At 59.3% G+C, this 23,013-nt stretch carries 19 protein-coding genes and 1 pseudogene; 9 read left to right on the forward strand and 11 right to left on the reverse strand.

The genetic code is table 11. The annotated features are described in order from the left end of the window. Positions 1–376 precede the first annotated feature (376 nt). The 7 genes from ACGLHR_RS41425 to ACGLHR_RS41455 form a co-directional block, all read right to left on the reverse strand. Positions 377–790 carry a hypothetical protein gene (locus ACGLHR_RS41425; RefSeq protein ID WP_400101579.1) on the reverse strand — a complete coding sequence of 138 codons (414 nt, stop codon included), beginning with the start codon at positions 788–790 and terminating at the stop codon, positions 377–379. Positions 791–1,240: 450 nt separating this feature from the next. Continuing rightward, the gene (locus ACGLHR_RS41430; protein WP_400101581.1) at positions 1,241–2,392 is read right to left on the reverse strand and encodes a porin; all 1,152 of its coding nucleotides are present in this window, start codon (positions 2,390–2,392) and stop codon (positions 1,241–1,243) included. Positions 2,393–2,868: 476 nt separating this feature from the next. Continuing rightward, positions 2,869–4,497 (reverse strand): FAD-dependent monooxygenase, encoded by a 1,629-nt coding sequence (locus tag ACGLHR_RS41435; protein WP_400101583.1) that lies wholly within the window; start codon positions 4,495–4,497, stop codon positions 2,869–2,871. 316 nt (positions 4,498–4,813) lie between these two features. Then, positions 4,814–7,042, reverse strand: a complete 2,229-nt coding sequence (locus ACGLHR_RS41440; RefSeq protein ID WP_400101585.1) for a molybdopterin cofactor-binding domain-containing protein — start codon at positions 7,040–7,042, stop codon at positions 4,814–4,816. Next, positions 7,039–7,503 carry a (2Fe-2S)-binding protein gene (locus tag ACGLHR_RS41445; protein WP_400101586.1) on the reverse strand — a complete coding sequence of 155 codons (465 nt, stop codon included), beginning with the start codon at positions 7,501–7,503 and terminating at the stop codon, positions 7,039–7,041. The genes ACGLHR_RS41440 and ACGLHR_RS41445 overlap by 4 nt, the downstream gene beginning before the upstream one ends. 84 nt (positions 7,504–7,587) lie before the next feature. Further along, positions 7,588–8,976 (reverse strand): MFS transporter, encoded by a 1,389-nt coding sequence (locus ACGLHR_RS41450; RefSeq protein WP_400101588.1) that lies wholly within the window; start codon positions 8,974–8,976, stop codon positions 7,588–7,590. 180 nt (positions 8,977–9,156) lie between these two features. Continuing rightward, entirely contained in the window at positions 9,157–10,128 is a 972-nt protein-coding gene (locus ACGLHR_RS41455; protein WP_318230916.1) for an amidohydrolase family protein, read from the reverse strand. 196 nt (positions 10,129–10,324) lie between these two features. Here ACGLHR_RS41455 and ACGLHR_RS41460 point away from each other — a divergent pair, with 196 nt between their 5' ends. Together ACGLHR_RS41460 and ACGLHR_RS41465 are read left to right on the forward strand one after the other, a co-directional pair. Then, positions 10,325–10,756: a MarR family winged helix-turn-helix transcriptional regulator gene (locus ACGLHR_RS41460; protein WP_400101591.1), complete on the forward strand. Its 432-nt coding sequence runs from the start codon at positions 10,325–10,327 to the stop codon at positions 10,754–10,756. A gap of 9 nt (positions 10,757–10,765) precedes the next feature. After that, a pseudogene (locus ACGLHR_RS41465) lies at positions 10,766–11,082 on the forward strand (IS3 family transposase); the annotation flags it as partial. A 92-nt stretch (positions 11,083–11,174) separates the two neighbouring features. On the opposite strand, the gene ACGLHR_RS41470 reads toward ACGLHR_RS41465, so the two are convergent. The 4 genes from ACGLHR_RS41470 to ACGLHR_RS41485 all read right to left on the reverse strand — a co-directional run bounded on the left by ACGLHR_RS41470 (position 11,175) and on the right by ACGLHR_RS41485 (position 15,423). Continuing rightward, positions 11,175–11,579: a DoxX family protein gene (locus tag ACGLHR_RS41470; RefSeq protein ID WP_400101593.1), complete on the reverse strand. Its 405-nt coding sequence runs from the start codon at positions 11,577–11,579 to the stop codon at positions 11,175–11,177. A gap of 282 nt (positions 11,580–11,861) precedes the next feature. Next, the gene (locus tag ACGLHR_RS41475) at positions 11,862–12,665 is read right to left on the reverse strand and encodes an enoyl-CoA hydratase/isomerase family protein (protein WP_400101595.1); all 804 of its coding nucleotides are present in this window, start codon (positions 12,663–12,665) and stop codon (positions 11,862–11,864) included. A gap of 221 nt (positions 12,666–12,886) precedes the next feature. Further along, positions 12,887–14,179, reverse strand: coding sequence for an MFS transporter (locus tag ACGLHR_RS41480; protein ID WP_400101597.1), 1,293 nt, complete (start codon positions 14,177–14,179; stop codon positions 12,887–12,889). Positions 14,180–14,241: 62 nt separating this feature from the next. Continuing rightward, positions 14,242–15,423 carry a porin gene (locus ACGLHR_RS41485; RefSeq protein WP_400101598.1) on the reverse strand — a complete coding sequence of 394 codons (1,182 nt, stop codon included), beginning with the start codon at positions 15,421–15,423 and terminating at the stop codon, positions 14,242–14,244. Between the two features lie 505 nt (positions 15,424–15,928). On the opposite strand from ACGLHR_RS41485, the gene ACGLHR_RS41490 reads away from it, so the two are divergent. The 7 genes from ACGLHR_RS41490 to ACGLHR_RS41520 all read left to right on the forward strand — a co-directional run bounded on the left by ACGLHR_RS41490 (position 15,929) and on the right by ACGLHR_RS41520 (position 22,605). Next, positions 15,929–16,372, forward strand: coding sequence for a bacteriohemerythrin (locus tag ACGLHR_RS41490; protein WP_400101600.1), 444 nt, complete (start codon positions 15,929–15,931; stop codon positions 16,370–16,372). Between the two features lie 43 nt (positions 16,373–16,415). Further along, on the forward strand, positions 16,416–17,378 hold the full coding sequence (locus ACGLHR_RS41495; RefSeq protein ID WP_400101602.1) for a PDR/VanB family oxidoreductase: 963 nt from the start codon (positions 16,416–16,418) through the stop codon (positions 17,376–17,378). A gap of 37 nt (positions 17,379–17,415) precedes the next feature. Beyond that, positions 17,416–18,717, forward strand: coding sequence for a Rieske 2Fe-2S domain-containing protein (locus ACGLHR_RS41500; protein ID WP_400101604.1), 1,302 nt, complete (start codon positions 17,416–17,418; stop codon positions 18,715–18,717). Between the two features lie 24 nt (positions 18,718–18,741). Next, positions 18,742–20,010 (forward strand): Rieske 2Fe-2S domain-containing protein, encoded by a 1,269-nt coding sequence (locus ACGLHR_RS41505; RefSeq protein WP_400101606.1) that lies wholly within the window; start codon positions 18,742–18,744, stop codon positions 20,008–20,010. A gap of 11 nt (positions 20,011–20,021) precedes the next feature. Continuing rightward, the gene (locus ACGLHR_RS41510) at positions 20,022–20,849 is read left to right on the forward strand and encodes an SDR family NAD(P)-dependent oxidoreductase (protein ID WP_400101608.1); all 828 of its coding nucleotides are present in this window, start codon (positions 20,022–20,024) and stop codon (positions 20,847–20,849) included. Positions 20,850–20,929: 80 nt separating this feature from the next. After that, entirely contained in the window at positions 20,930–21,799 is an 870-nt protein-coding gene (locus ACGLHR_RS41515; protein ID WP_400101610.1) for an alpha/beta hydrolase, read from the forward strand. 17 nt (positions 21,800–21,816) lie between these two features. Continuing rightward, positions 21,817–22,605: an enoyl-CoA hydratase/isomerase family protein gene (locus tag ACGLHR_RS41520; protein WP_400101611.1), complete on the forward strand. Its 789-nt coding sequence runs from the start codon at positions 21,817–21,819 to the stop codon at positions 22,603–22,605. Positions 22,606–23,013: the final 408 nt, after the last annotated feature.

The raw sequence follows: 23,013 nt of genomic DNA on the forward strand, positions 1-23,013 counted from the left end.
ATTACCCCAAACACACCACAGCCCGGCACAGTAAATTCATGAAGCCAGGTGACGCAAAGTCATTGACACGTTCCGTACTGCGACCAGGGCGATGCATCGCCGAGCCAGGAGTTTAGCGTTCATGTTCGTCTCCACTATGGTGTCTCTTTCTCGATCGTCAGGACCTTTGCAGGTATCTCTCACTTGCACGCGCGCAAACACGTGACTGTCTACGCGGGATTCTTGGGCGGCGCCTTCCTTTTTGCAACCGAGAAGATATGCATAACGTTTAGATCTTCTGCATCGCGGCTCGCGGACTGGACAGAAGGACACCGCCATTGCTCACCGGTAAGCGGCAGAACCAGCTGCAAGCAAGCCACGCGAGGTCCGCGGAACATCATTCTTGTTTGCGTTTTCGGGAACCCATCGCAGTTGTCCCGGAAAGGTCCCCTGATATAGTGCGCTCCACAAGCGACCAATACGCGTGGGCGCCCTCTGGACGATCAACTGACAGCCCACAGGTGGCTCGCATTTCCGGGCCGAATTCTGACAACCCGGCGGTGAGACTCACCATCATGTAATGAAACAGGATCGGCTCAACTGGCGGCAGCAATCCCTCTGCCTGCGCAGCCTTGATTTTTGGCAGCAACCGGTCGATGAGGGGCGTCAGCACGTTCTCCGCAACCCAATGCAGGCGAGGACTGTCGGTCGTCGCCTCCTGGCGCATAAAGCGATGGAACTCCGGGTAAGTCGCCGTGTGCCGAAACAAAGCCCGATACTCGGCCAGAAGGCGCTCCAGCGGCGGCGCCAAGCTAGCCTCCTGACGGGTCTGCTCGTCCCATTCTTTCCGGATTCTCTCGAACGTGCCTTCGGCGATAGGTAATCTCCAGGACACCACCACAGAGCCTAGGCTCAGCGCCTTTCATTCGCTCAATGACGCTCTCGGTGAGTTCGGGAAAATGTCTTCCATTGGTCCTCCCATTTTCAGTGAGATGGCCTGCGACCGTGATCCCATTGCGCAACAGAAGTCGTGCGCCGGAGATGACGTTCATCTCCTCTGACCACCCCTCACTAATTTGTACGATAGTACAGTTTAGTGACTTTTGCAAGCGGCGGATGCCGCTGCTTTTTGCTCATCTTGCAAGACCTGGTGCCACGGCACGCCGCCGCGGAGCGGCGCAACGAACCTCGCACGCGGACCATGCACAACCTCCTTGAGACACACGTCTCTTGCAAATGGATGCGAGCGAGCCCCCTGGGTTCAGAATTTATGGCGAATACCGACCATAGCACCCGTCTGATTCACTCCCGCTGACGGGAGCGACACCGTGCCAATAGCGCCTCCGTCGATCGTGAACGATGCGTCGCGCTGGTTGAATATGCGTCCCGCCGTGATGTACACGGCCGAGCGCTTGGACAGCGAGTACATCGCGCGTGCAGCGATGACGGATCCGCCGGTGGAGCTCCCCTTCACGGTCACACGCCCATACTGCACATCAAGTGCGATTTGCGGTTGAGGAAGGTAGGTTGCTCCCAGCCACCAATAGTTGCTGCTTGGAGTGGCGGATCCCTGATTATTTCGGTGGAGAAATCCCCCGCCGACGGTTGCCGTGCCGAACTTCACATAGCCGTTGATGACACCACGGGTATCGGTCTGTGAGCTCCGAGGTAGCGCGGAACCAGCGCCACCCCCACCATAGTTGCGGTCGATAGCGGTCGCCACACCCCAGCTCGCCGCTTCGTACTTCAACATTGCCGACATCGCCTTACAGGCCCGATAGTCTGAGGGCGATTCGCCCGCGCATCCCCCAGCAACCGCTGGCGCCACCGCGTCACGCCCAAACGAATAGGTGGCGCCAAACGTGAACCCGGAAAACGTGACGGTGTAATCAATGGCGTTGTCAACGCGTGCTGCCGTCAGATAGGTATCGAGCAAACCGGCCGCAAAAATATTGGGGGCCAGCGTGTCACCGATCAAAGACCAATAGATTTGCGAATACAGACGGCCGAGGGTCACTGCTCCCCATGGTCCGAAAAGCCCTACGTACGCCTGCCTTCCGAACAAACGACCACCTTGGTTCAGAGTGCCTTGGGGCGGCGCGAACCCCGACTCCAATACAAAAATCGAGTTCAAGCCGCCACCCAGACTCTCGATACCACGCAGACCCCACCTTGAAGGCAACGCTCCCGTAAGCGACGGCATGCGGACCGTACTGTCCTTCTTAGAGCCAACGTTGCTCACGTACTCGACCCCGGTGTCGATGAGGCCATAGAGGGTCATCCCTGGTGCCTGCGCAGCGCTCGCGCTTTGCGCTTGCGCGAAGCCGGACGCGAGCGCAGCAAACGCAGTCAGGCCACACCAGACAACGCGCGCGCAGAGTTGATGATTTGGTTGAGCCGATGTTGAATCCATGTTTTTTGTCTCCCTTTGCGTGACTTTTATCTTCCGTAGAAGTCAAATTTGGTATCTCTGCGCATGAGCGCTCGGACAATGGCGCGCAGATGACAGCGAACATCACGCGTGACTGGTTGGGGCGCCTGGACGCGAAGACGCTGCTCATGTCTCCCGACAGACCTTGCAAGCATCGCTACTGCAAATCCTTCGTCGGCAGACGGAGCCGCGAACAACCCAGGGGCAAGCCGTTCTACCGACTCAGGGAAATACAGGTCATCGACGAGTAATGGCCGCGGAGCTACAAAACGCAGCGCCCGCACTCCGCACCGAGATACCGCTCACCGGCGCCTGCGAAGCGGGTACCGCAAGACGGCCCCACACGCGTAGCGATGACTCGTGCCTGTTGACGTGATTGCCACCCGCATCGCGCCGCTCCAGGGCCGCAGGCATGTAGAGCACTCGCCGAAACCAGCCGTGCCGCCGCCGCAAGGTATCTAGCCGTTCCTGCCGCCACGGCGGCCGGTCGCCAGCGCAGCAAGATCGTCGACTGCCTCCGGGAGCCGGTTGCCACGCCACGCGACATGCATATCTGGCCGAACGAGAATCAGGTCGCGCCCATAGACGCAGCGAAGCGCGGAATCCGGGACTACAAGCACATCTAGCGGTGCGCCGAGTACCTCGAAAGCGCAAACGAGTGGCGTCGGATCGCGCTCGCCCGTAACGTCGATCAGCGTGTAGCGGTCCGACCGTAGCCGGTCCTGGATGGCGCTTGCGTCGGCGAGCCACATGTGGGGAAGCCGTGCTCCAGGCCAGGCGGTCGCCTGATAGACGCGCACGTCATGCTGCGGCCCCCCTGGCACATTGTCGATAATGGGCGAGTCTACGTAGCGGTAGCCAAGTTCCGCGCCGATCATCTCGTTCGACTTGCGCTGCTCCACGTTGGCAACGTCGGCAAGATGAGCGCGTGCAGATTCGCCCTCGGGTGTATCGTCCCCGATCTCTGGGCGCACCTCTGCCAGCCAGGCCCGGTAGCCTTGTGAGGCGTAGCGCGACGCGCCGACTACTCGTTCGCCGATCTGTCGCCGTTCAGCTTCATAGGACGCCAGCAATCCGGGACCGCCCCACCCTTCCAGCGTAGCAGCCAACTTCCACGCGAGATCCGTTGCATCGCCGACGCCGGTGTTCATGCCCAGACCGCCCGTCGGGATCACGAGGTGCGCCGCATCGCCCGCAAGGAAAACCCTTCCCTTTCCGTAGCATTCGGCCAGCAGCAGATTCTGCCGCCATTCCGCGCAATACAGCATCTCGTAGGGAAGCGGAACCCCGATGATGCGCTCGAACATCCACCGCATCGCCTCGTCGCTTTCGACGGCAGAGTGGACCGTCCAGTGCCGGGTCGAGTCCTGCATGATCATAAAGGTAGGCGGTCCGCCTGCCACCAGGTAGTGCCGCCCCCGCCCTGGCCCGTTGCCCATCGGCAGCCGCTCGTAGAGCTGCTCGCAAAGAAACAGCCCCTGGCGCAGCCGCGCAATATCCCCCTCGCCCTGCAGGCGGATATCGAGTTGCTTGCGTACGCGACTCGCGCCACCGTCGCAGCCGACGAGATAGGCCGCCCTCAATGTGCTTCGCACACCGTCGGCGTCGCTGACTGCCACCAGAACGCCGGCGGACTGTTCGGTGAAATCCAGAAACGTCGTGCCCCGCATCACGGTGACGGCCGGAATGCGCTCCGCTTCCTCCAGGAGAAGCGGCTCCAGCGTGTACTGCGAGATGAGCTGGTAAGGCTCTAGCGGCAGACTGCCATCCTTGCTCTGGCGTGTGCGTGCCCGAGCCTGCGCCGCAGATGGATAGGGCAAACACAGGATCGGCGGCTCCACCATGGAGCGAATGATCTGGATATCCATGGGGATGTCCTCGGGCATGCCGGCGGCCCTGATCCGGTCCGCAAGGCCAAGCCGGCGAAAGATCTCCATGGTCCGCGCGTTGCAGCGCTCCATCTTCGGCAAAAACTGGGGCTCTGCCTTCTGTTCGATGAGGACACATTCAATGCCGCGCCGGCCAAGATCGATGGCGAGCGTCAGCCCCACCGGCCCGGCTCCAACGATGATGACTTGAGTTTCCACGTACAACCTCCGTCTCCCGCCCCTTCTCTACCGGATGCAGCCAGGGGCTCTGTCTCGATCTGTTTGAATCGCCGTACAGGCGCCTCTAGACGCTTGATCTTGTCCGGCGTTCCGCGATCAGTCGCGCCAATCTTCCGTTCACGATTTCAGCGTTGCACGCATTAATCTTGTAATCGGGCCCCTTGTGCTCTGGCCATGAATGTCACCATGGCCGGATTACGCACTCACGCTGAACGAGGCAGCCACGCTATGCGAGTTATCTACGCAGCTCTATACGAACTCGCCATGCCGGTTGCTGGCCACGTACGAGCACGCGTCAGGCAAGACGCTCCAAGACCTTGCTCGGCAGAAAAGGTAAATCGCGTAAGCGTGTGCCGATCGCATTCGCCACAGCATTCGCCAGCGCGGCGGCCGTCGGGGGGAGCGAACATTCGCCTGCGCCAAGAGAAGGTTCGTCGGGACGGTCCAGCAATACGACGTCGATCGGCGGCACCTCGGCGAAGGTCAAGATCGGATATTCCTGCCAGCCGCGCGAGGTGATTTCCGAACGATTGAACGTGACGCGCTCCCTGAGCGCCCAGCTCAGCGCCTGAACGATGCCACCCTCGATCTGGTTTTTCACGCCGTCAGGATTGATTACGCGGCCCACATCCACTGCAGCAGTCACGTTTGTAACGCTGATGACACCCGTTGCGCGGATAACGTTCACATCGATGACGATTGCTACATACGCCTGAATGCTCTCATAGCGTGAATATGCGAAGCCACGTCCACGCTGCCCATCGCCTTTCACCGCGGGTTGCCAATTGGAACGATTTGCCGCCTCTCGCACCACAGCTATCGCACGCGGATCACTCAGATGCGCCAGGCGGAACGCAACGGGGTCTGCGTTTGCTGCGAGAGCAAGCTCGTCCATGAACGACTCGATCGCGAACACGTTTCCGAAAGCTCCCAACGTGCGCAGCGAGCTGTTGCGCACGGGCGCATCCAGCAGCTGATGGTTGGTCACTTTCCTGCGCGGCAGATCGTAGACTGGCACGGCATTGCGGTCACCGTTACCGTATGGCTGTGGAATACGCGCCGGCGACGACGGTGGAAAAGGTTTAGCGAGGTGCCAGGCGGCGAGCAGATTGACACCGCCGGGTTGGCCTGGCCGCATCGCGTGCGAATTGCTCCATACGTCATAGTTCCAGTCGGCAATCCGGCCGTCTTTAGACAGGGCTGCCTTTGCCTGCATCACCATTGCCGGACCGATCGGCGCCCACGCGAATTCATCATCGCGCATCCATTGAACCTTTACCGGCCGTCCCGCCACCTCGCGGGCGAGCAGCGCTGCATCGAGCGCTACGTCATCAGCGCCATTGTGGCCATAGCAGCCCGCCCCCGGAATGTGCACCACGTCGACCGCGCTTGTGGGCAATTCAAGCACCGTGGCGAGATCGCCGCGTAGCGGAAACACTCCCTGCGTGTGAGACCACACAGTCATGCGCCCATCCTTGAGCAGCGCAACGGAACACGAGGGGCCAAGTGAGGCGTGCGAAAGATAGGGGCGAGAGTAAGTCGCTTCCAGTTGGGTCCCGCCATTTGGTGCAGGGGTATCCTGCCCAGCTACGCTAACCACCGAATCCTCACTCCTCCAGCGAGGCAATGCCTCTTGGAGATGATCCACGTCCGGCAGCGGCACAAAATCTTTGCTCCACTGCGCTGCCTCCATCAATGCACGGCGCGCATTGATCGCTTGCTCTTCCCGCTCCGCTATCACGCCGAGAAAGTTGCCATTGCGAACAACAGTGACTACACCTGGGAGCCGCCTTATCGACGAGTCGTCCACCGAAATCAGCTTTGCGCCAGATCTCGGCGGCCGCACTACACGACCAAACAGCATATTGGGAAGGCGTATATCCTGGACGAACGCCGCGCCACCAGTGAACTTCGCGGGAAAGTCAATGCGAGGCACCGACTTGCCAACCAACTTGTACTCCGATGGGTGCTTTGGGGTGCCCGCTGCAGTCACCTCGCGTGCGAGCAGTTCTCGTTCGTCCCTGACGAAGTCGGCGTAAGTGGCGCGACGGCCATCGGCAACCAGAATCACACCGTTCTCGACCCGAAGATCCGACTGCGACACATTGAAGCGCCGGCAAGCCGCAGCTAGCAGCACGGCTCGCGCTTCAGCTGCGGCAATTCGTAATGCCGCCCCACTCCGCTCGACCGATTGGCTGCCGAAGGTATATCCTTCGTTCGGGCTGCGGGTCGTATCCGCCGATATCATGCGAACACGAGCAAGATCCACATCGAGTTCGTCCGCGGCGATTTGTGAGAGCGCAGTGAGAATGCCCTGACCCAGCTCAGCCTTTCCGGTAAAAATGGTGACTGTGCCTTCGCGGTCGACTCGAATCCAACCGTCGAGCCTGCGGTTGGCACGAAGATCGAGCGGGAGATCGGGCTCGGCCTGCGCAAACTCCGAAAATGGCGCGAGCGAGAACGTCGCGATGACTGCTCCAGCCAGTTTCCCGAACGCGCGCCGGGAAAGTTTGACGGTATTCATCCGCGCAACTCCTCCGCAGCCCGCTGGATTGCGCGGACGATTCGATTGTGTACGCCGCACCGGCATTTCTGGCCGGCCATCTCGCGCCGTATGGTCGCCTCGTCCGGATATGGGCTCCGGTCGAGCAGCGCCTTCGCGGCCATCAGCATCCCGCTCGAGCAATAGCCGCACTGTGCGGCCTGCTCAGCAAGGAAAGCTTTCTGCAATGCGTGAAGTCGTTTGCCCTTACCCAGGCCTTCGATAGTGGTCACTTGAGCCGCGCCTACCGCACCAATGGGAAGAACACATGAGCGCGTCGCTTGGTTGCCGATCAGCACGGTGCAGGCGCCACACTGTGCCTCGCCGCAACCGAATTTTGGACCATTCAACTGGAGGTCGTTGCGCAGCACGTATAGCAGTGGCGTATCTGCTGGTGCCGTCAGAAGGTGACGCTTGCCGTTCACCGCGATCGAAATGCTCATATTGGCTCCTGCCACCTCCGGCACCTGAGTGCTCAGGTATCTGCCGGCATGTCCACTCGAGAATCAAGCTGGATATAGTCGTCATCAATGGTTCAAGATGGGCACCGAGCCGTCATCGGTTCGATTTCCGCCCTTAACACCCGTGAGAACAACCAGCAGGAGACATGCGATTAATGCAGGCACCGCCGCCGCAATAAACAGTGCGGTATTTGACCAGTGCAGCTCAATGAGTTGTCCCGCCACTACAGGACCCACGATCGAACCGGCCCGTCCAATTCCCAGGCTCCAGCCAACCCCGGTTGCCCGAAGCGAAGTTGGATACAGCGTAGCGGTGAGCGCATTGATCGCCGGTTGCCCGCCGACAATGCAGACCCCGCTTATCAATACGACTGCGTAGCGCAAGCCAAGCGACAAGTCAGGGATGCCGACAGCTGCGACCGAAACCGTCCCGATCAGAAAGCCGAGCGTCAGTACACGATAGAAGCCGAAGCGGTCCATCAGCGGCCCCACAAGCAACGCGCCCGCAGTACCTCCGATCTGCAATGAGGTGCCGATGAGCACCGCCGTCGCAGTGCCGTCTCCGCCACGCATGGAAAGCATCGGGAGCCAGTTTGACAGGAAAAAGAGATCTAGCAGGTTTGCGAAGTTAATCCCCCATAGCAACAGCGTAGTCGTGCCGCGGCCCTCTCGAAAAAGTTCGCCAACGGAAGCCTTCGCTTGTGTTTGTCCATGCACAACAAAGCTGGTTGACGCTCCAATATGCACATTCGGTGCGATCCGGCCAAGCCACTGAGCAATCTTTTCTGGATTGCGTCGCCTAATCACAAGCAGTTGCAGCGATTCCGGCAGATACTTCAACATCGCCACAGCGACCAGCAGTGGCAAAACACCGCCGACCAGGAATACCGACTTCCAGCCCTCAGCAGGCACCAGGGCTGCACTGAGAAGACCTCCAGCGATTGCGCCGCCCGTGAACCCACATGAAACCCAAGTCATCAGCGATGCCCGCTGCTTGTGCGGACTGTACTCGCTGACCAGCGCGATGGCGTTACCCATCACTCCACCGATACCGACACCGGTCATAAAGCGAATCACAAGGAACTGCGGAATCGTCTGAACAACGGTGGTACCGAGCATGCACAGGCCGTAGAAAACGGTCGCCCAGACCAACACCGGCCGGCGTCCCACTCGATCGGCCATAGCCCCAAGTACGATTGCACCCGCAAGCATCCCGAACAAGCCCGCACCGAAAACAGGGCCGAGGCTTGCAGGACTGATGTGCCAGGCCTGAACAATCGCGGGCGCGACAAAGCCCAATGCCTGTACGTCGAACCCGTCCATCACCACGGTGCAGCCAATCAGCACCATGATCCATTTCTGGAAGGAACTCAGGGGCTGGCTATCGATCAGGGCGGCAATGTCGATAGCTGTTGGACCAGCCTCTTCGACTTGCTGGGGAGTACCAGGATTCAAGATTGCACCTCGTTCCGTTTAAGCATGAGGCCGCTCGACAACAGAGAACTTCCGTTATCGAGAAGCTGACATTCGGCGATCAGCAAAGCTCGCGTACAAGATTCCGCACATGCCGCAGGTCCGCACGACAGGTCGCTAGAACCGATATCCAGGTGAAACCGAAGCAGTGCCGACCAACTCTCACGCAAGTCCGAACAATCGCCGTGCGTTGTCCCGGCCGATCTTCACGCGGTCAGTTTCACTGATCGAACAGGAGTCGAACCACTGCGCAGCTTCGTCATGCGTTTCGAACGGGTAGTCGACCGAGTACATGATCCTGTCACTGCCAACTTCCAGCATCGTGGACAGGAGAGTCTGGGTTCTGAAATTTCCGCTGGTAGTTACGTAGACGTTCTCTCTGAGGTACTCGCCCACAGTCCGCTTGCATGGCAGTCCTCTCGGCGCCTTGCGCAGGATGTGGTCGACGCGCCAGACGTTGAACGGAATCCCCTCGCCCAAATGGCCGAGAATCATCTGGAGCCCGGGATTGCGGTCGAACAGACCTGACGTCATCAGCCTCAGTGCGTGAATGCTTGTCTCAACCGCGAACGCCCAAGTCGCGGCGGTAAGCCACGGAAAGCCGTCGTAGATCGGCTCACGGGACGGTAGCGGATCCCTGGGGTGCATGTAGAACGGCTTGCCGAGCGCCGCCGCGCTGGCCCAGAAGTCCGTGTACTGCGGCGCGTCGTAGTACACGACACTTTCGGCATCACCCACCTGTGAAAATCCGTTCACCATAAAACCGTGAAAGCCAAGTTCCTTGACGCTCCGCTCCAGTTCCCGCGCCGCGGCATCAGGATCCTGCATAGGCAGCGCAGCAAATCCCCCCAGGCGGGATGGGTGCCGGGAAACATGCTCAGCGAGAACATCGTTGGCTCGCCTCGCAATATCGATCGCTTCCTTTGCATTCGGAATGCCCTGGATGCCTGGCGAGTTGAGCGACAGGATCGAGTACTCGGTTCCGCCCTGCTCCATACGCTCGAGCCGCTGCTGCTCAATGTCCATCAGATTGGACTTCAGCATTTCCCAAACCGCGGGCGGTGCATAGATTTTCGACTGGTCGATAGTCAGGTCTATCGCAAAGTGCTCTTCAAGCGCAATTTTGTTTCTCATCGATCTGCTCCAGTTCGGCGCGTACCACCTCACTCATGTAAGGACGAAGAGGGGTAGCACACAGGTTCGCTTGGACAATTTTTATTTGATTTTTCAACTACTATGCAGCGGAGTATAATTGATTTATCAAATATCTGTACAAGCGTAAACCCTCACCTCATCGACGACCGTGAACACACCCAAGAGACCTGAAGAATTGGAAAAGGCGATTCCCTTCCTGATGGCGCGTGCCACAAACCGGATGGGAAACGCGTTCTCAAAGGCACTCAAGCCGTTTGGCCTGAACCTCAGCGAATGGCGAGTCTGCGCCTCGCTCCTGTACGTTCCCCGGCAGACCTTGTCCGAGTTGTCTCTACATGCGTCGTCAGATATCTCCGCCCTGTCGAGAATCATTGACCGTCTCGAGAGTCAGGAACTGGTAAGCCGCGAGAGGAGTACGACTGACGGACGGTCGATCAGGGTCGTCCTGACCAAAAAGGGGGAAGAACTTGCTCTGCGCATCGTCCCGATCGCGAAGCGCCATGAGGCGGTGGTCCTCTCCGGTTTCACCGCAGACGACGCAAAGGCACTGCGCTCCATGCTGCTAAAGTTGTACGAGAACGCTGGTGCGCTTGACGACCTGCTTTAACCTTGCTCCCGTCGGATCGGAATTTCCCAGCAGACGCTTTACGGGTGACAGAAGCGGTACGTGGGCCTGCGATCGGATCAGGTCCGCGAACCGAAGCAGTTGCAAGACGAGAATGCGGGCTGAAAAAGCTGGTCGCAGAATTGAGCCTGGACAACGCGATCCTGAAGGATATCGCGGTAAGAAAGTGAACGCCCGCGCTGAGGAGACGAGCCGTGAGCCGCATGGCAGATCACTACAGTCTCAACACACGGCGGGCCTGGCGACTCGCGAAGCCCGCACGCGGCACGTCGCACTACCGCCGTATCAATAGTCTCCGGACGGAACTGCCAGTGCATACGGGAAGTTGGCGCACGCGCGCGTCCGCCATGATTTACTCAATCGACCCGCTGCGCAGCGCGGCTCCTGGCCTTGGGTGAGGCTACGCGATCCGCTCGCGCAGACGGCGAGCGTCGAGGCTGAACCGAGTCGCGCCGATGGCCACGATCTGCAGGAGACCTCCTGTGATCATGAGGTTCTTCAGGAAATGGATCATCGTGTTCTGGTCCGCGAAGTTATTGTGGAAGAAGACTGCGGTGGCAATCGTGAAGGCCGCCAGCCAGATTGCGACGATCCTGGTCCGCAAGCCCACAAGGAGCAGAAGACCACCACCGACTTCGGTCGCCACTGCGACGACGTAGCCTAACAACGGGAACGGCAGTCCCACGGCGGCAATATGGGCTTGGGTCGCGGCAGGCGCGCCGATCTTGCCCAGGCCGCTCATGATGAAGATAGCTGCAATGAGGATACGGCCGACGGCGGCGAAGTTGTGAGCTTGCTTTTCCATTATTTTGTCCTTTTCGGGCTAGGGATACGGGCTGGGGAGTTGGGCATCAAGCCGCAACTGCTGCGCTTCACCTGAGAGGAAAGCCCGGCACGTTGAGACGTGCTCTACGGGCAGCCATGTATTTGATTTTTCAACTATCATAGATGGGTCTACTTGAATTTTCAAGTAGAAATACCCGCGTAAGCCCTCGGCTTGTCCCTGATATGCGCGGCACCAGGCGACACTGGACGGCGTAGGATCGGCTCTGGCTGCAATCGACCCAACACGATCGCGAATCCCATATCAAGAGGATTTGCCGAACACCGGCTTGCGCTTCGCCCTGAAGGCGCTGATGCCTTCTACGGCATCGGCGTTTGCAGCGCAGCGCATCATGCCGTCGTGCTCGGCGCGTAATTGCGCGGCAAGGGCATCGCCACGCAGTGGATTGCAGAGCGATTTGATAACAGCCATCGAGGTGGCGGACATATCAGCAAGCTGGCGAGCCGTTTCAAGCGCTTCGCTACGAAGCGCTTCGGTTGACACAAGCCGATCAACGATACCAAGTGCAGCACATTCCTCCGCGCTGACCGTACGGTTGGTCATGAATAGTGCGCGAGCCCTCGCTTCGCCGATGCGCTCCGCCAGAAAGCAGGACGCACCCGCGTCCGGCGACAGCCCAATGGCAGCATAGCCACAGCGCATCTTGAGGCTGGCGTCGCAGATAACCACGTCGGCGCTGAGCGCCAGGCCAATGCCACCGCCACCGAGCGCACCCTGAACTGCGCTGACAACTGGCTTGCTCGAGTTGCGCAACTGCTGCACCGGCGCGCTGAGCAGGTCAATGATTTCTCCGAGCAAAGGAGCCAGACCAGGGCCCAGATTTTCGCCGAAGAATGCAAGATCACCACCTACACTGAAGCCCTTCCCCTCGGCGCAGAGAAGGATCGCGCGTACCGCCGCATCGCCGGCTGCCCGGTCAATCGCACTCGCCCACGCAGCGGCGAGTTCATGGTTGATGGCATTGAGCGTATCCGGCCGATTCAGCATCACTATGCCTATACCACTGTCCACGCTGGATATGACCGGGGAACTTGCCTTGATTGCCATAGTGATCTCCTTGATCTCCTTGATCTCCTTGATCTCCTTGATCTCCTGTCCCCGGGGTTGCCGCGATCGGTGAGGCTTGCTTGAAAATTGCGCCGTGCATGCACGGCACCAAAAGATCCCGGCCTGGCAAATGGGGGATTGCCGGGATCACGGAGACAAGCACAACTCGAGATATTGATTGCACGCCTTTACCAGGGATACAACACGTAGCATCCTTATCGTCAGGCTGAGGCATCATTCAGGGCGTTGCCATCTCCGGCGCCGGCCAAGGTAGTCTGAGCTTCCCCTTGATGCGGCGGGAAGGCATACGGCCCGATCCTCAGAATGGCGATGGTGCCGGCTGCCAGTGCAGCAACGAATCCGCCGATTGCAGCGCTGTACGAATGCGTAATGTCAAACGACAGTCCAAGCAGATAGGTACCTAGCGCTCCGCCCCATGCCCACGTCACCCAAATGGCGCCAGTAACGCTGCCGAAAGAACCCATTGGAAAATACCGACTGACCAGGAAGGTCAGGATGTCGCCTTCCGCTCCTGCCGCAATTCCAACCATGACAGCGGCGAGCGTCATGGCCACCACGGAGTTCGCGCCAATCAGCAAGCCCATGCCAATCATTGCCAGAACAAATACAGCCGCTGCAACATAGGGAGCGAAGATCCGGTCCATCACGTATCCGGCTGCCAACCGGGCAATCAACGAGCCGATGCCTACGGTAGAGAGCATTCCTGCCGCGGCCATCGACGAATGACCCCGGTCTGTCGCAATCGGGACAAGCTGAGAGATTGCGCCAAACGTTGCGACCGAAACTGTGAAGATCGCAATCGCGATCAACCAGAATGGCCTGCTCGATCTCAAGATCGTTCCCAAGGGAACTGAGTGGCCGGCGTCGCTCGGCTCTTTGGCGTGGCGTCCCGGCTTGTGCGCTTGCTCATGACCGGCCGGTAGCCGTACGAGCAACGCCAAGGCCACAACGGGAACCAGTGTGACCAACGCCGCAACGCCCCAGTAACCGCCGCGCCAGCCGAAGCGCGACAGCAAAAAGCTGGCGTACAGGGGCATCAGTGCAGCGCCAATGCCGGTACCGGCATTCACCAGTCCAAGTGCGAGTCCGCGCTTGCGGTTGAACCAGGTGCAAATGGCTGTTGCATACGGCATCACTGTAGCGGCGGATCCAAAGAACCCCATGACGCCGAATGCTACGAGGAACAAATCGAGCCGTGGTGGCAACAACGGCACGAGCGCGATTGATCCTCCAAAAAGTACGACATAAATCGATGTGACCTTGCGCAAGCCAAATCGGTCTATAGCCACGCCCAGCGTCAGTGACCCGACACCTGACGCCAATGCGAAGACGGTCAGCCCCAGGGATACCGAAGCGCGCGACCACCCGAACTCAGCACCAATCGATTTTGCAAATACCCCAAACATGTAGACGCCAACCACGCCCGCGCCCACAGCCACGCAGAGTGATCCGGCAATCACGTTCCACCATCGATTGATTGGTTGTGTGAACATGTACTGTTTCCTCAAATGCAAGTCTTTGTATGTGTGGATGCGGGCGTCTTTTCCATGTGACGTCAGAATTTATGGCGAATACCTACCATGACGCCTGACTGATTCACGCCGGGCAGTGGATTCGAAGTGCCCGGGAGTGCACCACCATCAACCGTAATCGCCGCATCACGTTGGTTGAATATGCGTCCCGCGGTAATGTACGCCGCAGTCCGCTTGGAGAAGAGGTACGAGGCACGCGCGGCGATGACGGATGCACCCAGCTGAGTACCGCTCACCCCGAGATGCCCATACTGCAAATCGAGTGAGACTTGCGGAACAGGGAGATAGACCCCGCCAATCCACCAGTAGTCGCTCGACTTGTTGAACACACCCGGCGCGACAAATCCGTGGTTAATCCGGTGAAGGTAGCCCGCACCAACTGTGGCAGTTCCAAATTTCACGTAGCCATTGATGAGACTACGAGTGTCGGTCTGTGAGCTATTCGGCAGTTGGGAGCCAGTGCCACCTCCGCCATAGTTTCGATCAAACGCCCCGGCGACCCCCCAGGTCGGCGCTTCGTACTTCAGCAGTACCGACATCGATTTACATGCCCGATAGTCTGAAGGCGACTCCCCCGCACATCCGCCAGCTGCTGGTGGTGCCACCGCGTCACGGCCAAGCGAATAGGTGGCAGCTATAGTGAACCCGGAGAAGCTGAGGGTATAGTCAATCGCGTTGTCAACCCGCGCGGTCGACAGATAGGTATCGAGCAGGCCAGCCGCAAAGATATTGGGGCCCATTGTGTCGCCGATCAGCGATAAGTAGATTTGAGAGTACAGGCGCCCCAGAGAGACGGCTCCCCATGGCCCAATCAGGCCCACATAAGCCTGCCTTCCAAACAAACGTCCACTCTGGTTGGCGGAGCCCTGGTTCGGTGCAAAACCTGATTCGAGGACCACAATCGACTTGTATCCGCCCCCCAAGTCTTCGATGCCCCGCAGGCCCCATCGTGATGGATACGAACCTGTGAGCGACGGCATGCGTACCACGCCCGACTTCTGGGCTCCCACATTGCTCACGTACTCAATGCCCGTGTCGATAAGACCGTACAACGTGAGACCGGGCGCCAGTGCTGCCCCGTCGTAGGCATGCGCACCACCGCTGACGACCATGGTTGCAAGAGCCAGCGCGCAGCGCGCCAACGGCCGCCGGAGCCGGCTATTGAGCCGAGTTGACCGTAGTTTCATCTCCTCTTTCTCCTCCATTTGTGAGTCAATTCTTATCTTCCATGGAAGATAGATCTAGGTATGAGTCAATGTCAACCACGCTCGCTTACAGAGTTTCCCTGAGTCGCAATACGCATTACATGTCTTCCTAGGAAGCATCCTGCTTTTCGAGGTGCATCATCCATCACCACTCACCATGGTTGGTGTTTTCCCTAGCTCGACATGTTTGTCGTTGCTATCTACTCTTCCGTGGAAGACCTTTTCTGCGCGATCCGCCGGTGAAAGTTGCCTCGTGTCATCCACAGAAGGCTGCTGAATGGATCGCTATTCGTCAGATCGCATCTACGGGCAGTAGGCGACGGACGAGCAGGTGGGGCGTTTGGCTCAGCGGAGGAGCAAGCGAATGTATGTTTCACGCGGATGGATGCCGCGGGATACCGAGCTTCTTCATGCCGATAGCAGTGCGACTCGACCGACCGTTGGCATACGTGGGCGGTGAGCCTGCTCTGTAAGAGCCTCTGGATGTAATCGATCGAGGATGCATATGATGGAGACCCCCGGCTTTGCTTGGCACGACGACTTTTCGCTCGACCATCAAACGATGGACGAGACGCATCGAGAGTTCGTCGCATGTGTGCACGCGTTGCTGACAACCGAAGACGCTTGCCTTGAGCAAGCACTGGACACCTTCACTGAGCACGCACATCGTCACTTTGGCGAAGAAGATTCCGAGATGCGTGAGACAGCCTATGGATCAGCGGGGTGCCACATCGACGAACACGCGGCGGTTCTCAAGTCGGCATCCGAAGTGCGTGCGATGCTGGCCGAAGGACGAACCCACGTGGTTCGCTCCTTCGCGCAAGCACTGGTGGACTGGTTTCCGGAACATGTGCGGGTGATGGACCAAGGCCTCGCTCGCTGGCTGGTCCATCGTCAACTGGGCGGTTCCCCTGTAGTCATACAGCGGCGACGCACTGTCATCAGCTGATTTTTTTACCTAATGATCTTCCATGGAAGATACTGGAACTGTGATGGATAGTTTGCTGCAAGTGAAAGTCACCGCGAAGACGTTACTGGCCGAAGGCATTGCTGGCTACGAACTCACACCGGTAACGGGAGCGACCCTGCCTGCATTCGAGGCCGGCTCGCATATTGATGTGCATTTGTCCGGAGGGCTGGTACGGCAGTACTCCCTGTACGAATTGCCCACCGAACACTCGGGTTATCGGATCGGCGTACTGCGCGAACCAGAATCTCGTGGAGGCTCCGCGACACTTGTGGATACTATTGGCGAAGGAGACATGCTTTCGATCAGTCCCCCTCGCAATCACTTCGCCCTACATGGCGAGAAGACCAGCTCTGTGCTCTTCGCTGGCGGCATTGGTATTACCCCCATCCTTTGCATGGCGCAGCAGCTCGCGCGCGATGGCCGCCCCTTCGAGATGCACTATTGCGGCCGCACATTATCGCGGATGGCGTTTGTCGACCGTCTGCAAGCGGAGGATTTTCGCGACCAGGTACGCGTTCATGTTGACGATGCAGCCCCTGAGCAACAACTTGATGCGCGCTTCGCGATAGGCGCCCCATCACCCGACAAGCACCTGTACGTGTGTGGACCTGCGGGATTCATGAACCACATCCTTCAGACGGCGAGCGAGCTCGGTTGGGATGAAGAACACCTGCATCGCGAGTACTTCGCTGCAGCGCCAATCGACCACACCGCTGACTCTCCGTTCGAAATCGAGATCAAGAGCAGCGGCAAGGTCATCAAGGTCGCCGCAGACCAGAGCGCTGCCCACGCACTTCTGGACGCCGGATTCGACTTGCCTCTTTCCTGTGAGCAAGGAGTTTGCGGCACCTGCATGACCAAGGTGTTGTCCGGTATCCCGGACCATCGGGATCTTTATCTTACGAGCGACGAACACGAACGCAATGACTGCTTCATGCCGTGCTGCTCCCGCGCAAAGACTCCACGACTGCTAGTCGATCTTTGAATCTACTAGCCGTCATTTCTGAAGAAAGAGGATCATCATGCTGACCAGTCAGGACAACGAACTGATTTGCCGCACCGGCCCAAACACCGCCATGGGCAACGCCATGCGCCGATTCTGGTTGCCGGTAGTGCAGTCATCCGATATGCCTCAACCAAACGGGGAGCCTCAGACCATCGAGGTCCTTGGCGAAAGGTTTGTCGTATGGCGTGACCAGCAAGGACGCCCTGGCCTCTATGCTGAGGGATGTTTGCACCGGGGCGCGTCAATGCAGTTGGCCCGATCGGAAGGCGATGGCCTGCGCTGCATTTATCACGGCTGGAAGTTCGCGGTTGATGGAACAGTGCTGGAAACGCCTAACGTCGGAGACCCCAAGTTCAAGGATCGCATCAAGGGCCGAACCTATCCGGTTCGCGAGACTGGCGGCATCGTTTGGGCTTACCTGGGTCCTAAGGGCGAAGAGCCGCCGTTCCCACACTGGCCTTTCATGGATCTGCCGGATTCCAATCGCATCAATGTTCGTGCCATCGTCAACTGCAACTATGTTCAGGTCATTGAGGGGCTTGTCGACTCGTCTCACCTGACAGTACTTCACGGATCGGCACTTGCCAAAACCAATGACTCCGATCTCGACTACGCAAAGAAGACGACGCACATGCAGTTCGACGCGGCGCCCATCATTGAAGCAGATGAGACGGACTTCGGCTTTCATTATGTGGCGATCCGGCAAAGCGATGAGAAGCGGATTGCCCGGGTCACATCGTTCATTGCCCCGTTCTTTATCGCCAACGCAAACGGCGACCTGTTGCTGGCGATAGTTCCGGTCAACGACGAACGTTGCAATTTCTTCCACATCTGGTGGGACGCTGAGAAGCATATCGGGGACGAGCCGCTGCGCACGCAGCAACTCACCTTCGTTGGGCTTGATGACCCCACACTCCGTAAGTATGGAATGACGCAGGACACTTGCGATTCCCCGAACACGATGTCCTTGGCTAACGGTTTCGGCCAGGATCGGGTCCAGCAGCGCAACGGCCACTTCACCGGCTTTGACAGCATTACGCAGGAAGACGCTGCATGCAGCATCTCAAGCGGCCCGATTCGCGACAGATCGCAGGAGCTGCTATGCAGTGCGGACGTCGCGATCAGCCGTCTGCATCGATGCCTGTTGACGGCCGCCCGAGCAGGTCGCGACCGACAGGAAATTCCGGCGTTGCGTGCGCAGGCAGGTCGCGCAATTGGTGTGTCCGCCGAAATCGGTTTGGATGAGGACTGGCGCGGACTGGTCCCACACCATCAGATCACTTCTTCTCTCCGTGCACGCCCAGGGCACAGCCAATAAAACTAGTTAGCAAAGGAGTTCGGCATGTTGAACCATGAGGATAATGAGTTGCTTTGTCGTGTCGGCCCGGATACGCCGGGCGGAGCCATGATGAGACGCTTCTGGCATCCGGTATGTACGTCCGCGCAATTGCCGGAGCCCGATTGCGCGCCACTGCGCGTTCGGCTGCTCGGTGAAGACTACGTCGCCTTTCGCGACTCGAAAGGCCAGGTCGGCTTTCTCGAAGAGCTGTGCATGCATCGGGGCGCGTCGCTTGCGCTCGGACGGGTCGAGGAAGGCGGTATCCGCTGTCTCTATCATGGATGGAAGTTCAGCGCGTCCGGCGCTGTGATGGAGACACCGAACCACGCGGATCCCAAGTACGCCGCCCGTATGAGGGCTCCGGCATTTCCGGTGCGGGAGGAAGGTGGCATCGTCTGGGCCTATGTTGGTCCCAGCGAACTGGAGCCTGCGTTCTCTCGCTATGCCTTCATGGATGCAGAACCGGACCATCGTGTAGTTTTGCGAGTCAACGTTGCTTGCAACTACCTGCAGCTCGTGGAAGGCGGCGAGGACAGCTCGCACGTCGGTGTGCTCCACACCAATATGGCGCGACCAGGCTGGAAGGATAACGCGTTCACGCCCAACCCCGATGCCATCAACCCGGCGGCGCTGGCCTCCAATGATCTGGAGCCGGCGCTGAAGATCGAGGACACGGCATTCGGCTTCCATTACGTGGCACTGCGCAAGACCAATACGCCGCGGACCCTGAACGCTCGCGTTGTGCCATTCATCGTCCCGTATGGCCGCATCATTCCCGCGCCCGCATTCCAGTTCACTGTCCTGGAAGTCCCGCAAGACGATACGCACACGAGCACCTTCCTCGTAGTTCACGGGAATGAGCCTGTGAATGAAGAGAGAATCATCGAACTGCTGGGTCTCGACAACCAACAGTACTACAACCGTGCGACTTGCACATTCACAGCCAGCTGGGCGGACTCGTTCGGCCAGGATCGCACCCGCATGAAAGAAAACTGGACTGGATTGCGCGGTGTGGAGGTGGAGGATGCCACCATCGGCTTGTCCCAGGGGCCGCTCTATGACCGCTCGCGCGAGCACCTGGTGCCGGCCGACCAGGCTGTGACCCGGGTCCGTCGCGTCCTGCTGGAATCGGTCAGGCGTGTCATGGAGAACGGGCCGCTTCGTGCGGTCGGTCTCGACCTGCGTGGAGTGAGCGCATGCGACACACAACTCGAAGAGGGAGCGGCGTGGCAAGACCTGCTGCCATCCCATCGTGAAACCCCGGTAGCCTGACGAGAGAGATCATGACGAACGATAGCATTAGCAAAGACACGCCTGATTACCTGTCCCTTCTGCGCCTGGACGGGCGCGGCTTCGTAGTGCTGGGAGCCGGGCAAGGTATTGGCGAGCAGACCGTGCACGCTCTCGCACAAGCCGGTGCGCGCGTTCTGTGCGTCGACCAGGACGAGCGGCTTGCCCAGAACATCGCCGAAGCAGTGGGCGGTATCCCCTGTGTAGCCGATGCTACCAAGCGAGCCGACGTTCAACGTGTCTTTGACACGGCACGCAAGCACTTCGGTCGCGTACACGGCGTTATCGACATTATCGGCGTCGCAGGCATCAAGCCCTTCTCGGCGGTAGATGATGAGTCCTGGGACCGGCAGTTTGACATTGTCGTGCGTCACGCTTATCTGGCCATCCAGATTGGTGGCGAGATGATGAAGGCCGACGGCGGAGGTATTTTCGCATTCGTCGGCTCCCTTGCCGGCAATCGTGCAATACCGAATGAAACGGCCTATGCCACCTCAAAAGCAGCGCTGCATCACCTGGTGAGGTGCGCGGGCGCTGAGTACGCCCCCTACAACGTACGCATCAATGCAGTGTCGCCGGGGTTCGTCCGGACGCCAAGGCTGAATCAGCGTCTCGGCGAAGCTGCATGGGCGGCCATCAGCGAAGTGATCCCACTGGGACGGCCCGCAACGCCGGCGGAGATCGCAGGCCCGCTGTTGTTTCTGGCCTCCGACCTGAGTGCCCATATGGCCGGAGAAATCATTGAGGTCAATGGTGGCGTTGGTGTCATGGCACTATTTCCCAAAGTGACGTTCGCCCCCTCAGCAACCCCGACCCCCTGAGCACGATGACATCTTCTCCCCAGGATCAGATCCATCCGTTGCTGCGACCTGTCGCTTTGGCAGCCGCGACGAAGCCGAGCATGGCACAGATGAGTTATCAGGAAGCGCGTGCCGATATGGCCGCGCGCACTGCCGCGCGCGCGCCCGGGCCCCATATCGACACCGTCCTCGATCTCGCGGTTCCCGGGCCTCATGGCGAGATCCCATTGCGCATCTATCGGCCAGACGGTGCCGTTGGCGTGACGATGGCCTTCCACGGCGGCGGATGGCTAATGGGCAACCTCGACAGCTTCGACGCCGTCTGCCGACACCTGGCCAAGGACTCCGGGCTGGCGGTGGTGAGTGTCGATTACCGGCTTGCGCCGGATCATCCCTTCCCCGCAGCGCTGGACGATGCCTGGGCAGCGACCTGCTGGGTCGCCGGGCACGGCCATGAGCACGGACTTCCAACGGCGCGCATGACAGTGTTTGGCGAATCGGCGGGCGGCAATCTTGCCGCAGTCGTCTGCCTGCTCGCTCGGGATCACGCAAATCCTCAGATTCTCGCGCAAGCACTTGTCTATCCTGCGACGGACGCGCGCCAGGAAGCGGATTCGCTATCCACCTATGCGGAAGGGTTCATGCAGCGCAAGGCCGATGTGGCGCATGCCTTTCGTACCTACGCGCTCAGTCACGGCGTGTCAGCGTCGACGTGGAAACTCTCGCCATTGCTTGCCGACAGTCATGCCGGTCTGCCGCCAGCCATCGTGATCACCGCCGAGTGCGATACCGTACGCGACGATGGTGAAGCCTATGCCATGAAGCTCGCTGAAGCGGGTGTTCCAGCGACGTGCGTACGCTACCAGGGCATGCTGCACACGTTCTACAGTATGCGCGGCAAGCTCGACGCAGCGGCGCTGGCTCAGCGCCAGGTCGCTGACATGCTGCGCACCGCGGTAGAAAACGTCTAGTCACAAGAGGAGACCGTATGAAAGCCATCCGTTTTGAGCGGCACGAAGCCGTTGGGCACATTGTCCTGGCAAATCCACCATCGAACCTGATCGCGACAGATTTCTCGGACTGCCTGCGAGACGCTGTCCATGAGGCCAGCGAAACTGATATTCGCGCACTGCTGATCCGCGCCGAAGGGCCGAACTTCAGTCAAGGCGGCGATGTCCTTGATTTCATTGACAAGGACTTCAATGCCTGGCGAACCTTTATTTCCGAGATCCATCTCGCCTACAGATCCATCGAGGCATTGCAAATCCCCACAGTGGCAGCCGTACGCGGTGCAGCGTTCGGCGGTGCCTTTGAGCTGACGCTAGCCTGCGACTTCATTGTCGCAGCGGAAAATGCAACCTTCAGATGTATCGAGGCGTCCGTGGGTTCTGCACCGGTAGCCGGCGCTGTACAGCGATTGGCCGAGCGAGCCGGTCGGGCCATGGCGGCACGTTATGCGATGCTCAGTGAGCCCATGTCGGGAGCCCAGGCGGGCCAGCTCGGCATTGCCGCCTTTGTGGCAGCGGAGCAGGACGTCGAGAACTTCGCGGCTGATCTCGCGCGTCGACTCTCGAGCGGCCCCACGCGCTCCTACGCCGCAATTCGCGCATTGCTTAAAGCCTGGTCGGCAGGTGGCGTGCCGGGAGCAGACTCACTGCTGCTCGACATCACCATGGGTCTTCACACCACGGAAGACGCCAGGATGGGGCGAACTGCACGCGCAGAAGCGTTCAAGCGCGGTGCGGAGCCTGCGCCCGTCACTTTTATCGGTCGCTGAGAGACTATGCGGGCAACTGAACGAGGACAGCTCCGATTTGAGCCCGCATTTTCCTCTGCCGAACAAACGGCGGGTCATCCTACTTATCAAGTATGCTTGCGGGGAGTCCAGTTATATGGCCCTGGGGGTTCATCCCGCGGCCGATACTTGGAACGCTCCCTGGTGCCACACACAAGCTGCCTGGTATCCCGTTCCTCCGATTCGTTTGCAAAGTCTGTTGAGCTTGGAGCAGGAATTGTCGGTCGGGGGAAGTGTGCGATGTGTATTGCTTGTGGCCCGCTGACGCGGGGGTGTCTCTTGTGGGCGGGGTTTTCATGCTTCTAGCTGCTGGCGCGGCTGTACGGGGTTGGCCGTTTTAGAACGTGTGAGATGTCACTTTTCTTTACTCGTAAAGAAAAGTAACCAAAA

The organism is Cupriavidus sp. CuC1 (assembly GCF_044627735.1).
Classification (GTDB): domain Bacteria; phylum Pseudomonadota; class Gammaproteobacteria; order Burkholderiales; family Burkholderiaceae; genus Cupriavidus; species Cupriavidus ulmosensis.

Coding starts and splice junctions, on each gene's coding strand:
- ACGLHR_RS41500 (WP_400101604.1), top strand. CDS start 17,416: ATGCTGACCAGTCAGGACAACGAACTGATTTGCCGCACCGGCCCAAAC.
- ACGLHR_RS41510 (WP_400101608.1), top strand. CDS start 20,022: ATGACGAACGATAGCATTAGCAAAGACACGCCTGATTACCTGTCCCTT.
- ACGLHR_RS41430 (WP_400101581.1), bottom strand. CDS start 2,392: ATGGATTCAACATCGGCTCAACCAAATCATCAACTCTGCGCGCGCGTT.
- ACGLHR_RS41515 (WP_400101610.1), top strand. CDS start 20,930: ATGGCACAGATGAGTTATCAGGAAGCGCGTGCCGATATGGCCGCGCGC.
- ACGLHR_RS41445 (WP_400101586.1), bottom strand. CDS start 7,503: ATGAGCATTTCGATCGCGGTGAACGGCAAGCGTCACCTTCTGACGGCA.
- ACGLHR_RS41490 (WP_400101600.1), top strand. CDS start 15,929: ATGATGGAGACCCCCGGCTTTGCTTGGCACGACGACTTTTCGCTCGAC.
- ACGLHR_RS41440 (WP_400101585.1), bottom strand. CDS start 7,042: ATGAATACCGTCAAACTTTCCCGGCGCGCGTTCGGGAAACTGGCTGGA.
- ACGLHR_RS41495 (WP_400101602.1), top strand. CDS start 16,416: ATGGATAGTTTGCTGCAAGTGAAAGTCACCGCGAAGACGTTACTGGCC.
- ACGLHR_RS41520 (WP_400101611.1), top strand. CDS start 21,817: ATGAAAGCCATCCGTTTTGAGCGGCACGAAGCCGTTGGGCACATTGTC.
- ACGLHR_RS41485 (WP_400101598.1), bottom strand. CDS start 15,423: ATGGAGGAGAAAGAGGAGATGAAACTACGGTCAACTCGGCTCAATAGC.
- ACGLHR_RS41505 (WP_400101606.1), top strand. CDS start 18,742: ATGTTGAACCATGAGGATAATGAGTTGCTTTGTCGTGTCGGCCCGGAT.
- ACGLHR_RS41475 (WP_400101595.1), bottom strand. CDS start 12,665: ATGGCAATCAAGGCAAGTTCCCCGGTCATATCCAGCGTGGACAGTGGT.
- ACGLHR_RS41455 (WP_318230916.1), bottom strand. CDS start 10,128: ATGAGAAACAAAATTGCGCTTGAAGAGCACTTTGCGATAGACCTGACT.
- ACGLHR_RS41470 (WP_400101593.1), bottom strand. CDS start 11,579: ATGGAAAAGCAAGCTCACAACTTCGCCGCCGTCGGCCGTATCCTCATT.
- ACGLHR_RS41480 (WP_400101597.1), bottom strand. CDS start 14,179: ATGTTCACACAACCAATCAATCGATGGTGGAACGTGATTGCCGGATCA.